Annotated in this window: 11 protein-coding genes and 1 pseudogene; 1 reads left to right on the forward strand and 11 read right to left on the reverse strand. The window is 61.9% G+C overall.

The window, feature by feature from the left end; all coding sequences use genetic code 11:
* Window positions 1–5: 5 nt before the first annotated feature.
* On the forward strand, window positions 6–1,925 hold the full coding sequence (locus SO156_RS41645; protein WP_498538856.1) for a potassium transporter Kup: 1,920 nt from the start codon (window positions 6–8) through the stop codon (window positions 1,923–1,925).
* Between the two features lie 619 nt (window positions 1,926–2,544).
* Here the strand turns inward: SO156_RS41645 and SO156_RS41650 are convergent.
* From SO156_RS41650 to SO156_RS41700, 11 genes and pseudogenes are all read right to left on the reverse strand, one after another.
* Window positions 2,545–2,738 (reverse strand): annotated as a pseudogene (locus tag SO156_RS41650) (hypothetical protein); the annotation flags it as partial.
* A 1,083-nt stretch (window positions 2,739–3,821) separates the two neighbouring features.
* A complete protein-coding gene (locus SO156_RS41655) occupies window positions 3,822–4,088 on the reverse strand; it encodes a hypothetical protein (protein ID WP_498538857.1) in 267 nt (88 codons plus the stop codon).
* A 28-nt stretch (window positions 4,089–4,116) separates the two neighbouring features.
* On the reverse strand, window positions 4,117–4,353 hold the full coding sequence (locus tag SO156_RS41660; RefSeq protein WP_498538858.1) for a hypothetical protein: 237 nt from the start codon (window positions 4,351–4,353) through the stop codon (window positions 4,117–4,119).
* A 931-nt stretch (window positions 4,354–5,284) separates the two neighbouring features.
* Window positions 5,285–5,545 (reverse strand): hypothetical protein, encoded by a 261-nt coding sequence (locus tag SO156_RS41665; RefSeq protein WP_498538859.1) that lies wholly within the window; start codon window positions 5,543–5,545, stop codon window positions 5,285–5,287.
* A 421-nt stretch (window positions 5,546–5,966) separates the two neighbouring features.
* On the reverse strand, window positions 5,967–6,206 hold the full coding sequence (locus SO156_RS41670) for a zinc-binding dehydrogenase (RefSeq protein ID WP_498538860.1): 240 nt from the start codon (window positions 6,204–6,206) through the stop codon (window positions 5,967–5,969).
* 552 nt (window positions 6,207–6,758) lie between these two features.
* Window positions 6,759–7,763, reverse strand: a complete 1,005-nt coding sequence (locus SO156_RS41675; protein ID WP_498538861.1) for a 4-hydroxythreonine-4-phosphate dehydrogenase PdxA — start codon at window positions 7,761–7,763, stop codon at window positions 6,759–6,761.
* The gene (locus tag SO156_RS41680; protein WP_458146711.1) at window positions 7,760–9,298 is read right to left on the reverse strand and encodes a tripartite tricarboxylate transporter permease; all 1,539 of its coding nucleotides are present in this window, start codon (window positions 9,296–9,298) and stop codon (window positions 7,760–7,762) included. Before SO156_RS41680 ends, SO156_RS41675 begins: the two co-directional genes overlap by 4 nt.
* A gap of 11 nt (window positions 9,299–9,309) precedes the next feature.
* On the reverse strand, window positions 9,310–9,792 hold the full coding sequence (locus tag SO156_RS41685; RefSeq protein ID WP_498538862.1) for a tripartite tricarboxylate transporter TctB family protein: 483 nt from the start codon (window positions 9,790–9,792) through the stop codon (window positions 9,310–9,312).
* A 47-nt stretch (window positions 9,793–9,839) separates the two neighbouring features.
* On the reverse strand, window positions 9,840–10,832 hold the full coding sequence (locus SO156_RS41690) for a Bug family tripartite tricarboxylate transporter substrate binding protein (RefSeq protein WP_498538863.1): 993 nt from the start codon (window positions 10,830–10,832) through the stop codon (window positions 9,840–9,842).
* Between the two features lie 62 nt (window positions 10,833–10,894).
* Window positions 10,895–12,154 (reverse strand): CaiB/BaiF CoA transferase family protein, encoded by a 1,260-nt coding sequence (locus tag SO156_RS41695; protein ID WP_498538864.1) that lies wholly within the window; start codon window positions 12,152–12,154, stop codon window positions 10,895–10,897.
* 10 nt (window positions 12,155–12,164) lie between these two features.
* On the reverse strand, window positions 12,165–12,559 hold a 395-nt coding region (locus SO156_RS41700; protein ID WP_498538865.1), incomplete at its 5' end, for an enoyl-CoA hydratase-related protein.

The following is a 12,559-nucleotide window of genomic DNA, read 5'->3' on the forward strand; positions in this document are numbered from 1 at the left end:
CTCCAATGCCTAACACCTCTATCTCGGCACTTTCTGCCAAAACTGGATTCACCGGCTCGCCGCAGACCCGCGTCAGGCAGTCTCCCAGTCCGGCCACGATTCTGCTCGCGCTCGGAATCGTCTATGGCGATCTGGGTACGAGCCCCCTCTATACGTTGCAGGCAATCAAGCAGATCATGGGCCAGGGCTTCTCCGCCGACGCGGCGCTTGGCTCATTGTCGCTGATCGTCTGGGCGTTGATCCTCACCATCTCGATCAAATACGGCATCCTCGTCATGCGCGCCGACAATCACGGCGAGGGCGGAATTCTGGCACTGATGGCGATAACGGGGGCGCACGGTTCGCGCCGTGGTCGCTGGCTGGTCGTTGTCGGGCTCTTTGGCGCCGCGCTCATCTACGGGGATGGAATCATCACGCCGGCAATCTCGATCTTGAGCGCCGTCGAAGGCTTGAATGTGGCGACATCGATCTTCAAGCCGTACACGATGCCAATAGCCGTAGCGATCCTCGTCGCGCTCTTCGCACTCCAGAGCCGCGGTACTGCAACCGTCGGCCGAGCCTTTGGCCCGATCATGATCGTTTGGTTCATCACCATCGGATTGCTTGGACTTCTCGGCATCGTCCATCATATCGGCGTGTTGGCCGCATTGAATCCAAGCTATGGCATCAAGCTTCTATTCGGTCACGGTCTCGCCGGCTTCATGCTGCTTGGCGGCGTCTTTCTTGCCTTGACTGGTGGTGAGGCTCTCTACGCTGACATGGGGCACGTCGGACGAACTCCCATCAGACTGGCATGGTACGGCATAGTCCTTCCGGCCCTGGTCCTGAACTATGCCGGCCAAGTCGGCAATTTCGTTGATGCGCCGAACAGTAATGGCAACCCCTTTTTCTTACTCGCGCCGGCCTGGGCGATCTATCCCTTGGTGGCTCTTGCGACTCTGGCGACTATCATCGCGAGCCAGGCCATCATCACCGGCTCCTTCTCGATGACCAGGCAAGCCATGCAGCTCGGCTGGTTTCCAGGCGTCCAGATCTTCCAGACCTCTGCCGATCAATACGGCCAGATCTACGCTCCTTTCGTGAATTGGGCGATGATGATCTTTACCGTCGCTCTTGCAATTGCATTCGGCAGCTCGGACCGGCTCGCTGGTGCTTACGGGACCGCTGTCTCCACGACCATGGTGCTCACCACCGTCCTCTTGTTCGAGGTGATGAGAGTGCGTTGGCGCTGGAGCCTTTGGCGATCGATTGGAGTTGCCGGCAGCTTGGCAATCGTCGACTTGGCATTCTTCGGAGCCAACTTGCTGAAGATCATGGAAGGAGGATGGATACCGCTGGGCTTCGGCGCGTTGGTGTTTACGGTGATGATCACGTGGCACCACGGCATAGCCGCGCTGCACCGTCGAAACACCGCGCGATCCGAACTCATTGAAGACTTCCTCGATCGCCTCGCGAAGGAAAACATCGCACGCGTCTCCGGGACCGGCGTATTCCTGACGCGCCTTGGGACGGGTATGCCACCGATGATCGTCAACTACGTGAAGCAGACCCAATCGCTCCATCAGACCGTGATCGCGCTTACCGTCAGTTTTGAAGCCGTGCCTCGCACAAGTGCGCATGATCGCATCAGATGCGAAAAGCTTGGCGAGGGCGTGTGGCACATGACGGTTCACTTCGGCTTCGTCGAGGTTCCCGATCTCCCTGCCGTACTTGCACAGGCCAAACGCGAGGGGGTGCCCGCCTGGGAGCGGCCCACGTACTATGTCGAGCGATACGACCCGGTAAATCGCCCAGGCAATTCGCTGCTCTCGCGTTGGCGAACGAGCCTCTTTGCCTTCATGGTCCGCAATTCCGCACATGCCGTGGATCGCTTCCGGATGCCCACCAACGCGTTGATCGAGGTCGGCCACAGAATAGAATTGTGACCAAGCTTGGCGGGAAAGCTCCGCGCGCTCGCTCCAGGTGAGCCGACTTGGGAACAATGTGGCCATGGCCGGATTACCGGACACGAACAATCAGATTTGGAGCTCGATCGAGCACCGCCTCGGCGACCCCCAGAGCCGAACTGTGGGCATCCAACGTTCGACCAACGCATCCGCGATGCGCCCGCCGCACGATCCTCCTTGCGCGGTTTAGCCCTGTCCCCTCGCTCCGTACCCCTCTCACAGGCCATGCCGGGAACGGGATTTTCGCCGCCGGAGACGGACGGCTCAAAAGTGCCCTGGAGACGGGGCCTGCGGACAGAGACGCAAAAACGGTGATCACCGATCGCGAAAAACGGCCGAAAACAGGCCTTTCCGACGGCTCGCGTTCCACAGCGAGTTTCGGCGGACTGTATGGTGGGCGCACCAGGGCTCGAACCTGGGACCCGCTGATTAAGAGGCGTGTGACTTGCTAAGAAAAGAATCCGCGGCGGACGATGGATCGCGATACGTTCCTTCCGCGGAGCGCTGATGCCTGAGCCGCGGAAGCAGGTGCACGAGCGAGAAAGGCGGAGCGGCTCAGATGCTGGTCCAACTACCATCCTCACCTCAAATTTCGATCTCAGACCCTCCCCACAGCATCACCTTGCGGAACGGCCTGCGAGACGATCTGCTCGGTCTGACGTGAATGATCCGTAGTGATCAACAGATAGACCGCTGAAACCACGAACAGCGTAAACAACGTCCGATCGAAAGTCCGCTCGCGATCACGAGTCCCATGTTGAATCGCGACACGGCGCCGGCGCCACTCGCTGTTCCGGCTCACCGGCATAACCGGAGGCTAAAGCCAATCCAGGCTGAATGCTGCCGGAAGCTGACATCAAGGCGCGTTGATAAGAAGCAATCGCCTCGCGAAGCAGCGGCTTCAGCAGGCAAGGAGTGCCACTCAGGTCAGGCTAGGCTCTGGGTTCAATCTCGCGTCGGCAAAACAACGTCCCACGACGTCAATCGGCGGCTTGCAACGGGCGTCGTTAGGCAGTGCTCGCACAGAGGGTAGCCTGTCGCCCTTGACGGCCCGATTCGCGATCTGATCAACAAATATGGAAGCTCCCGCGCCGGCATCTGCCTGACGGGAAAATGCTTGCTGCGCCCCAATGAGAGCGGCGAGGGTCACGATACAGGTGAGGAAATGTGACGCGAGTGTCTTGATACGCATGACGCTACCACTCGACCCGTTCGCCCCTAGCATAAGTTCTGTCGCGAGGAGCAGCCTTGCGGTTCAAAAGTCCATTTTGATTGCCGCCGGGCAAGGTCCGGACTGCGACCGACATTGTGAGCGCCGTCACGGAAGATTCGGGCCGGTTTCTTCACTGTCCGGTTCATGGCCACTGATGCAGCCGGCGAGGACGAAGATGAACTTGGACCACGTTTTCAGTCTCATCACCTTGGCGACAGGGGTGCTGCTCTATGGAGGGTTCGTAACCACCTTACGGCGTAGACTAAGGCGCTGCATGGTCGTGCAGAATGCCCGCCGGCCAGTTCGAGGCGCTAGCTTTGGCAAGCGGGCGGCGGAGGGGGTTGCGCGAGCAGAGAGGATTGGGGTTAGGGGTGGGGCTTTTGTGACCTAGGTCATGTAGGCTGATTGGAGGCTCCACTGGTATTCGGCGCGGCTAGACTGGCCATGGACCAGGAGGCACTCATGACCCACAAAGGACGGCAAAATCGAACTCGCGGAGGAAGAGGTAAAAAGGATTGTTGGTGGCTTTGCCAAGATTGCGTTTAGCCCCTCTCCCTTGGACACAAAGAGCGCGTCGGTGAAGGGCGAGTAGCGTCTGATTGCGCAATTCACTGTTGATCCACATTTCCTCGGAATCCGCCGGTGTATCGGACGAGAACCTCTCAATCCGTCGGTCGCTCCCCGATCCAGCCGTCGGTGCGCCGCGGATATCCTAGATCGCTCGGCAATACCGCAAGCAGCAGCGCGGCCGCTGTCAGGAAAAGCAGGCGGTGATTGCCGCCGCTGAAGTTGAGGAGTGCGGAGAAAGCCCGCCACTGCCATCGCCGCCGCTGATAGGATCGTGGCCCGGCTCCAGACTGCGTTTTGGCGGGCGCAAGCTCGTCACCTTGCGTGATGCCGGCCACCGCTGCATTGATAAGTTCGGCCAAGATCCATCAGCGGGGTTGACCCATGATTTCACGCCTCATCCACCGCATAGACGACTTTTAGTCTCTTCTCGATACTTGCAATGCGCCGCAGGCATGTTCTTGTCATCGCATTGCGGCTGTGTGCTTGGATGACTACACGCCAATCACCAGCGTCGGGGTCAGGAATGACTGCAAGTGCCACGCCTACCGGGCAATCGCCGCAATCCCTCAACTCTTCGAGAATGATCCAGCCCAAATCACCGGCAGAAATCGGTGTCTTAGCCATCGAATCCCCCTCAGCCCGGCTACAACCTATACGCGTGCGGTTTCGGCGCAAGCCCGGTCTAATTCGGAGGCCATGTGATGAAGCTTAAGGACGCGCACGGCCGCGCTCTCTGTGCCGCGGATACATCGACAAGGTGATGGATCAGATGATGATGGACGGCGAAAGCGCTCGGCGCCGATCGCAAAGAAAGCCCAACCGGAACGGTTGGCGGCACACGCCATCCGCAGAAAGGTCAGATTCACGATCCGGGCGTGATCGGTTCATCCTTGCTTGTGGATAAACGGTGCATAACCGCAGCACCAGAACGTGGCCCGCCGGTTGTTGGCAGTCTGCAAAAAGGCCGCAGCGTCAAATGCCGCTGCGGCCCCGCCGGGTCAAAAAAATAGGTGAAATATGGTCCAGCCCCGGCGCCAATAAAGCTACGCCCCGAGGTTTTGGTGGCGCAAATGAAATCGGCCTGTCGCTTAACGAACCGGACCAACTGTTGCCTGTGGACAACTGAAATCTCAGGAGCCTTGACCAAAGTGGTCGGTGACGCTGCCTGGCTTCCGCCCGCCAGAGCCCAACTTGACTGCGTCAGGCTGCCGCGCCGACAAACGCTTACGCCTTCGATTTCTGCCGTATGCTTGGCTTGCGCTCGGCGGGGCGTGCTTCAAAAGGGATGGAGCGGCTCCGGCGCTTGCCAGCCCCTGCCGGGGCCGCTTCTCTGGCCTGTCTTCGCGGGCCGCGAACTGGACCCCTTACCTCGACCTGGCCCAAGGCCCCTCAAGCCGACCGGGGGGCCTCTTCTTGGTTCATCTTTTGTCTTAGTGCACACGCCGGCTACGTCGCGCATCATGGCGCCGTCTGCCTCGGGGCTGGCCTGAGCGGACCCTTCGGCCCTGTGCTGCGGATTTGGTGCGGACCTCCAGCGGCACGGGGCCGATTTGGCCTACTCAGTGCGATCCTCGCCTTGGCTCAACAGTCGCATAGGTCCCGCTCTCATGCAGCTCGAGCCAGCCGCGATCGACCGCGTAGTTGATGCCGGCGCCGATCTCTGGGCCGTTGGCTTCAGCGTGTAGAGGAAGGGCGCGTTGATCTTCTCGATGTTGATGCGGCCGTTCTGCACGGGCGTGATGCCCGTGGCGATCTCGACCAGCTTGCGTGCTGCGGCTTCTGGGTTGGCGAAGGGACGTTCGGAGGTGAGCTTCATGCAGCGGATGCTCCGCGTTGGCGGGGGCCCTGGACCTGAGCCCGGGCAAGGTCCTGCCACGCCAGAGCGACACGCAACCACTTTAAGCGGTCAACGGCGCACGTAGCGGCTACGGCGTGGCGCATCGCCTCTTCGGCTTCCAGACGCGGATCGGCATCTTGGCTCATCCTGCCCCTATAGCCGAAACAGCTTAATGGCCGACGAAAAAGCACAGCCGGGAAACTACGGCCGGTAGGAGTTCGAGCGGAGCGCGTCCCGGCTTATCAGGCCCAGTTTGGCACGGCGTTCAATGGGCTTGCGCCGCATTGCAAACTGGCCCTTACGTAAATTTCGGATTCGTGTTGTCGCGCAACTGTAATTCCAGGAACGTCTCTCGCAGCCGAGCGGGATGGTCTGATGCTCGACCTGCGTACCTGCATGGTTAGGGGCCGACCGTCGAGAGATGGCGGCCCCGCCGGGGCCGGAGGTTTGATCTGTGACCGATCAGATGGCAGACCGCTTCAGCGGCCTCGGACAGCGGAAAGCCTCTGCTAATCGTGGGCCTTAGCGCCCCCTCCTTCAGGAATTTCAACAGAGTTGCGTTCGCTGCTGCCACCGTTTGTTGGGCGAAGAGTCTGAATGCGAACTCGCTTCGACGGCCAGACGTGGTCCTGCCTCTCATGTGTTATAATTCTGAACAGAGAAGAGTAAGATTCCGGAGGAATGGGAAATCACCAGACAACCAAGGAGGAGACGATGGTCCGCTAATCAGCATTTATTCCTTTGCTGTGCCTTGTCTTCCCAATCACCACGCCTTGGGCCACCCACGGTGTCAAGGAAGTCGAGATTAACGGATTTCGCGCGAAATAAGTGGAACAGGGCTCCGGAGAACCAATGGTTTTCGTGCATGGAGCGCCCGCCGACCTTCACGCGTGGGAGCCTATCGTTGCGGGGGCACAGTTGGTTGTGCTTCGGCAACATTCACCGGCGCAATCTTCGAGTTCTTGTCGAAGCGTTGAGCAGAGCACTCTGGCGTCTTGATGTTCGCGCTTCTTCTCGCGGGCGTCGAACGGTTCTGATCGCTGTGCGGTTGAGCTGACTAAGTTCGAGCTGGTCACCAACCCATCCGGACCGCTAGGATCCCGCAGCTCTCCGCCATGCCGCCGATGCTGTTTGGTGGCAACTCGCTTAGACGGGTGACGTCCAGCAAGCACCTTTCTCCCACGAGTACAAATTAGACGAACGGACGAGTGGCCATTTCTGCCGCGAGCGCCAAGGCAGCGCGGCTAGCGCCGGTGGTTGCAATCCCCTGGCCTGCGATGTCGTAGGCGGTGCCGTGCGCGGGCGTGCAAATCGGAAACGGAAAGCCGCCGAGCAGGGTCACGCCGCGATCGAAGCCCATCAGCTTCATCGCGATCTGTCCCTGGTCGTGATACATCGTGAGCACCGCATCGAAGGCGCCGTTCTTCGCACGCAGAAACACCGTGTCGGCCGGGAACGGCCCCTCGACGACGATGCCCTCACGCTGGCCGGCTTCGACCGCGGGCGCGATGATGTCGATCTCCTCGCGGCCGAAATTGCCGCCATCGCCGGCATGCGGATTGAGACCTGCGACCGCAATGCGCGGTCGCGCAAAGCCGGCGTTGCGCATGCAGCTGTCGGTCAGCTTGAGCGCGCGATGGATGCGTTCAACGGACAATCGCGCCGCGACGTCCTTCAGCGCGATGTGCGAGGTGACCCGCGCGTTCCAGAGCTTGCCCAGCACGTTGAACTCGCTGGCCGCAGTCTTGAGCCCGACGACTTCCGCCGAGAACGCGATTTCGTCGTCATAGTCGGCGCGCGCAAGCCGCATCGCCTGCTTGTTGAACGGAGTGAAGCAGACCGCATCGACGCGGCCATCGCGGCCAAGCTCGAGCGCGCACCGGTAATTCGCCAGCGCGAACCGGCCGCCGGCAAGGCTCGCAACGCCGCGTTCGACATCCGCGGGGGCGAGATGGCCGAGATCGACAAATAGCGCGTCGGCCTCAGCCGCGCGAAAATCAGCGCCCCGCTCCACCGTCCTCAGCTCCGGAGTAACGCCGGCGACGCGCGCGCCTTCGCCGAAGATGCGGCGGTCTCCGATCACGACCAGCCGGGCACGGGCGCGGAGATCGTCGAGCGCCACGAGCCTCGCCGTCAACTCCGGGCTGATGCCCGCGGGATCTCCCATCGCCAATGCAATGAGCGGCTTTGCGGTCATATGATCACCTTTTCCTGGCTTGTCGGCTCGGCGGCCGACGAGGTGGGCTTGCGCCAGAGACGCGTGAGCTGCAACACGAGCGGAAGCAGCAACAGCGCGATGCCGGCCACCACCAGGCTTGTCACCAGCCTGTTGGCGAAGAAGATTCCGAGCGATCCCTTGGACATCAGCATCGATTGCCGGAACGCATCCTCAGCCTTGTCGCCGATGACGATCGCGAGCACCAGCGGGGCCAGCGGATAGAACAGCTTCTTGAAGAGATAGCCGACGATCCCGAAGCCGAGCATCATGACCACATCGAGATAGGAGTTCGACACCGAATAGGCGCCGACGACGCAGATGATCACGATCAGCGGCGCGATCACGGCGAAGGGGATGCGCATCAGGGCGGCGAACACCGGCACCGTGAGCAACACCAGCGCAACGGCGACGATGTTGCCGACATACATCGAGGCGATCAGGCCCCAGACGAAATCCTTCTGGTCGACGAACAGCATTGGCCCGGGATTGAGCCCCCAGATCATCAGCCCGCCCATCATCACCGCAGCAGTGGCGGAGCCGGGAATGCCGAGCGAGAGCATCGGCAGCAGCGCACTGGTGCCGGCGGCATGATCGGCCGTCTCCGGCGAGATAATGCCTTCGACCTCGCCGGAGCCGAAATGGCGGCCGCGGCGCGAGAAGCGCCGGGCGATGCCGTAGCTCATGAAGGACGCCGCGGTTGGACCGCCCGGCGTGATCCCCATCCAGCATCCGATCGCAGCACTGCGCAGTAATGCGACACCATGCCGCGGCAGGCGCGCTACCGCGCGAAACACCTCGCTCCAGTCGATCTTCGAGGAGACTGCGCGGGCATGAACCTCCTCCTCGACGGCGACCAGGAGCTCGCCGATGCCGAACAGGCCCATTACTGCAACGACGAAGCTCACGCCCTTGACGAGTTCGTCGATGCCCATCGTGAGGCGTACGCTGCCCGAGACGGTGTCGATGCCGATCGCGGCGATCGCAAATCCGATCGCGAGTGCCACGACCGTCTTGATCGGCGCCGCGCCACCCATGCCAACGAAGCTCGCAAAGGCGAGGAAATAGACCGCAAAATATTCCGGCGGCCCGAAGGCAAGCGCGACCTGCGCCACCCATGAGGCCAGGAAGGTGATCAGGATGACGCCGACCAGCGCGCCGAACGCGGCCGAGCCGAAGGCGGTGGCGAGCGCGGTCGTCGGTCGGCCGTCGCGCGCCATCGGGTAACCGTCGAAGGTGGTTGCAACCGACGACGGCTCGCCGGGGATGTTGAACAGGATCGAGGTCACGGAGCCGCCGAACAACGCGCCCCAATACATGCTGGAGAGCAGGATGATCGCCGAGACCGGCTGCATGCCGAAGGTCAGCGGCAAGAGCAGCGACACGCCATTCGGCGCGCCCAGCCCCGGCAGCACGCCGACGAGAATGCCGAGCAGCACGCCGATCACCATCAGCGCCAGATGCGGCACCGTGACCGCGATGGTGAAGCCGTGCAGGAGCTCTTGGAGATTATCCATCGGCCTCTCCGTCAGAACCCGAACGCGACGGCGAGCGCGCCATGCGGCAGCGTCACCTGGAACACGCGCTCGAACACGAAGTAGAGCGCGAGCGCTGTCGCCCCCGCCATCGCCAGCGCTCGCGGCACGGATTGATGGCCGGGGATCGCGAGCACCGCAAAGATATAGATGGCCGAGGCGAGATACATCCCGAGCAGCGGAATGGCCGCAACGAAGATCGCGGCCGGAACGAACAGGCTTGCGAGCCGACGCAGCTCGGTCGGTGTGATCGCCACGGGAACGCTCGCGAGAGTCACGGCCGGCAACGCGCTGCGCACGAGATTGTAGAGGCTGCCAAGAACGATGATGACACCTGTCAGGAACGGGAACGTGCCCGCGTCCACGCCCGCGCTCGACCATCCGATCCCGTTGTCGAGGCTGGAGACGACCACCGCAACACCAAAGCTGCCGGTGAGCACGGCGGTCGAAAGTTCAAGGGCGCGGCGCGATATCATCGAGGGCTCCAGTCCGACATGAGACATCAGGATTGCAGCTTAGGCTTTCACTTGATGAGCCAGCCCTGCTCGCTCGCCACCTGCTTGAGGTGCTCGAGGTCCTCCTTGATGAACTTGTCGAAGTCGCTGCCGATCAGGAACGTGTCGACCTGGGAGGTCTTCTCGATGTAGTCCTTCCATTCCGGTGTCGCCTGCACCTTCTTCATGAGGTCGACATAGAACGCAGTCTGGTCCGGTGTGACCTTGCCGGGCAGCCACACCGTGCGCGGCTGCTCATATTGCCTGATGTCGAGGCCTTGCTCGACGCAGGTCGGAACGTCGCTCCAGCCTTCGGTCGCGGTGATCTTCGGGCCCTGCGGCAACCGTTTCGGGCTGAAGGCGCAGAGCGGGCGCTGTGTTCCGCCACGCCATTGTCCCAGGCTTTCGCTGGGATTGTTGACGTGGGAATCGATGTGCCCCCCGGCGAGCTGCACGGCGGCCTCGGCGCCGCTCTTGAAGGGGATGTAGGTCAGTTTGACGTGACCGGCCTTCTCGATCATTCGGGTCAGCACCTCATCGGTGTCTTTTGACTGTGCGCCGCCCATCTTGAATTCGCTCGATGCCGCCGCCTTCAGATAGTCGCCTGCCGTCTTGTAGGGCGCGTCCTGCTTGACCCAGAGCAAAAACTCGTCCTGCGCCATTGCCGCAATGGGGGTGAGGTCGGTGTAGTTGAAGGCGACCTTGGAGACGAGAGGCTGCTGCCAGGCATTCGACGTGCCGAAGATCACCTTGTAGGGATCGCCCGCCGAGGCCTTGCCATAGACATAGCCTTCGGCGCCGCTGCCACCGCCCTTGTTGACGACGACGATCGGCTGCTCGGTCAGCTTGTACTTGGTGATGATGTTCTGCACCGCGCGCGCAAGATTGTCGGTGCCCCCACCCGGCCCTGCCGTGGCGACGAACTCGATCGGCTTCTGCGGTTGCCAGGCCGCAAAAGCCGGCATCGTGCCTGCGAGGATGACCGCGGCTGCGGAAAGCAGAAGTGTCGACGTGCTGCGCATGATATCCTCCGCTGATTTTTTGCTTTTTGTCTGTTGTTCTTGTCTGTCGTATCGACGCGCGGTCAGGCGACTCGTTCCTCGCGCCTCGTGGACGCCGAAACGATTGCGCCCTGTTTTTCGAGCGCTTCGATCTGCTCTTCATCGAATCCGTATTCCGTCAGCACCTCGCGCGTATGCTCGCCATAGACGGGGGCACCGGAACGGACCTTGCCGGGCGTCTCCGAGAATTTGACCGGAAGCCCGATGGTCTTTACCGGGCCGAGGGTCGAATGCTCGACCTCGACGACCATCTCGCGCGCCAGCGTCTGCGGATCGCTCAGGGCTTGCAGCATGTCGTGCACGGGTCCGCACGGCACGCCCTTGTTATCCAGGGCCGCAAGCCAATGCGCTCGCGTCCTGGTGCGGAAGCGTTCGCTCAAAACCTCCTCGAGCTCCTTCAGATGCGCCATGCGGTCGGCGCCGGTGACGAAGCGGGGATCGGATGCGAGCTCGCTCGCGCCGAGGGCCGCCAGCATCAACAGCCAATGCTTCTTGTTGGCGCCGCCGACCACCAGCCAGCCGTCGGAAGCTTCGAAGGCTTGATACGGCGCATTGAGCGGATGCGCCGAGCCCATCGCACGCGGCGCCGTGCCCGCGGCGAGCGCAATCGTCGATTGCCAATAGGTCTGCACCAGGGCTGCTTCATAGAGCGAGGTCTCGACCCACTGCCCTTCGCCGGTCTTCAGGCGATGCGCGTAGGCCGCAAGGATGCCCATGCTCGCGAGCAGGCCGGCGGTGATATCGGACAGCGGCGGGCCGCATTTCACCGGCGGACCATCGGGGCGCTCGCCGGTAAAACTCATGATACCGCTCATCGCCTGCGCGACGAGATCGAAGCCACGACGGTCTTTATAGGGACCCGTGCGGCCAAAGCCCGAGAGCGAGCAATAGATCAGCGCTGGATACTCTCTGTGCAGGTCCTCGTAGCCAAAACCGAGACGCTCCATGGCACCCGGCGCAAAATTCTCGACCAGCACGTCGGCGCTCGCGATCAGCCGACGCAGCACCTCCTTGCCGCCGGCGGTCTTCAGATCCAGCACGATGCCGCGCTTGTTCCGATTCATCATCAGGAAAGAGGCGGCCTCGTCACCGATCTTTGGCGGCACCGAATGACGGGTGTCATCGCCGTTCGGCCATTTCTCGATCTTGATGACGTCGGCGCCCATGTCGGCGAGCATCAAGGTGCAAGTCGGCCCGGCCATGACATGGGTGAGATCGATGACCTTGAGGCCGGCCAGCGGTCCCATGGGGCGAGCGGTGGAGTGCGAGTGATCCTTTTTCATTCGGCTCGTCCTATTGGCCGCGCCATTGCGGGGCGCGCTTGTTGAGGAAGGCATCGAGCCCTTCGCGAAAATCCTGGCTCGTGTAGCACATCAGGATGAGGTCCTCGCCCTCCTCCCGGGGCAGCCGCTTTTGCAAGCGGGCCACCGCCTGCTTCGTCGCGTTCAGCGTCAGCGGCGCGTGGCTGGCGAGCAGGCGGGCGACCTCGCCGGCACGCTTGTCGAGTGCCGCAATGTCCTCAACGACCTCGCTGAGCAAGCCGACGCTTGCAGCTTCCACGGAATCAATTAGGCGCGCGGTGAAGATCAGATCCTTGACGCGCGCGGCCCCAATGAGCGCAGTGAGACGGCTGACATTGGACATCGACAGGCAGTTGCCGAGGGTTCGCGCGATGGGAAATCCGATAC

The organism is Bradyrhizobium sp. UFLA05-125 (assembly GCF_059803515.1).